This window comes from Metabacillus sp. 84, assembly GCF_050107715.1.
GTDB lineage: Bacteria > Bacillota > Bacilli > Bacillales > Bacillaceae > Metabacillus_B.
In genome coordinates, this window is sequence record NZ_JBNILN010000025.1 from 1 (window position 1) to 1,872 (window position 1,872).

Here is a 1,872-nt window from a genome sequence, read left to right on the forward strand (position 1 = left end):
CACCCGTTCCCATACCGAACACGGAAGTTAAGCTCTTCAGCGCCGATGGTAGTTGGGGGTTTCCCCCTGCGAGAGTAGGATGTTGCCAGGTACAAGTGAAAAGGATCCGCCCGTTTTGAACGGGGGGTCCTTTTTTTGTTTGGGTTTGCGTGTAAGGGGACGGATACGCCTGGAATGGCGGGAGGGAAAGAGGGCGAGGCGGATACCCGAAACCGCCTTGGCCGATGATGGTGGGAACGCCTCCTCGAGTTCGGCTGCCGGCTGCCGGAGATGCCAACTTTGTCGAATCCTCCCGAAAAGTCGATATCCGCCCCGTTTCGGTCGATAAAAGTAAAAAATAGCCGATATATTGGAAAAACAGCCGATATATTTCAATAATAGCCGATATAATGAGAATACCGTCGATAACCCTTCTCACTTGAAGAATCCTATGGTTCAGCCTCTTAAAATTCTAGGCATCTGCCATTCTCCTCCTATCCAATAAAAGAAAATCTCCGTAAAACCTTTGTTAAATCTGTTATTTGATTTAATTTAGACAGAATAACGCAGCATTATCGGTGACTTCGCAACTTCCTCCACCATACCCCTGAAATCACAAGAGGGAAGCGAGCCGCATACCCGAAACCGCCTTGGCCGATGATGGTGGGAACGGCTCCTCGAGCCTGGCTGCCGGGTGCGGGGTGCGGGGGATGCCAACTTTGTCGAATCCTCCCGAAAAGTCGATATCCGCCCCGTTTCGGTCGATAAAATGAAATAATAGCCGATATATTGGAAAAATAGCCGATATATTTCAATAATAGCCGATATAATGAGAATACCGTCGATAACCCTTCTCACTTGAAGAATCCTATGGTTCAGCCTCTTAAAATTCTAGGCATCTGCCATTCTCCTCCTATCCAATAAAAGAAAATCTCCGTAAAACCTTTGTTAAATCTGTTATTTGATTTAATTTAGACAGAATAACGCAGTATGATCAATGACTTCGCAACTTCCTCCATCATACGCCTGGATTGGCGGGAGGGAAAAGGGCGAGGCGGATACCCGAAACCGCCTTGCCCGATGATGGTGGGAACGCCACCTGGAGCCTGGCTGCCGGGGTGCCAGGGATGCCATCTTTGTCGAATCCTCCCGAAAAGTCGATATCCGCCCTGTTTCGGTCGATAAAATGAAATAATAGCCGATATATTGGAAAAATAGCCGATATCTTTCAATAATAGCCGATAAAATGAGAATACCGCCGATATCCTCCAAAACTTCCGGCTTACAAAGCGCCGTAACCCGAATTCTTTCTTGGAATAACCCAATAAAACTCCCAGCCGGACTAGAAACTCCCTAAATGAGCTGAAATCTCCCTCATACAAACGTTCAAACTGCCAATATCCCTATTCAGCAGTCAATGGCTATCCAGTTTTGATTCAAATTCTCAAAAAATCAATCGCATCTCCCACATCCAGCCTGCTTCCTCAATACCAACCCCGCTGTCCCGCCCATGCCCATCGCAATATGTGGCTCAAAGCCAACTTCCCGCCGCAGGATGTCCCATAGCAACAACTTGCCCCCATCCCAATACGAAGAGCACGCCCAACCAGTGCCTATCCGCCCCAACACACCACCCGTGCCCGGCCGCAATCCCCCGCATCCACGCCCAATGCCACCCCCAACGCCACCCCTAGCGCCACCCCCAACGCCACCACTAGCGCCACCCCCAACGCCACCCCTAGCGCCACCCCCAACGCCACCACTAGCGCCACCCCCAACGCCACCACTAGCGCCACCCCCAACGCCACCACTAGCGCCACCCCCAACGCCACCCCTAGCGCCACCCCCAACGCCACCACTAGCGCCACCCCCAACGCCACCACTAGCGCCACC

At 51.4% G+C, this 1,872-nt stretch carries 1 protein-coding gene and 1 rRNA gene; one reads left to right on the forward strand and one right to left on the reverse strand.

What is annotated here, in order from left to right:
- A 5S ribosomal RNA gene (rrf, locus tag ACQCV8_RS20085) occupies positions 1-91 on the forward strand; the annotation flags it as partial.
- A 1,501-nt stretch (positions 92-1,592) separates the two neighbouring features.
- Here rrf and ACQCV8_RS20090 read toward each other — a convergent pair.
- Positions 1,593-1,872: hypothetical protein (locus tag ACQCV8_RS20090; RefSeq protein ID WP_426847225.1), on the reverse strand; the 280-nt coding region annotated here is incomplete at its 5' end.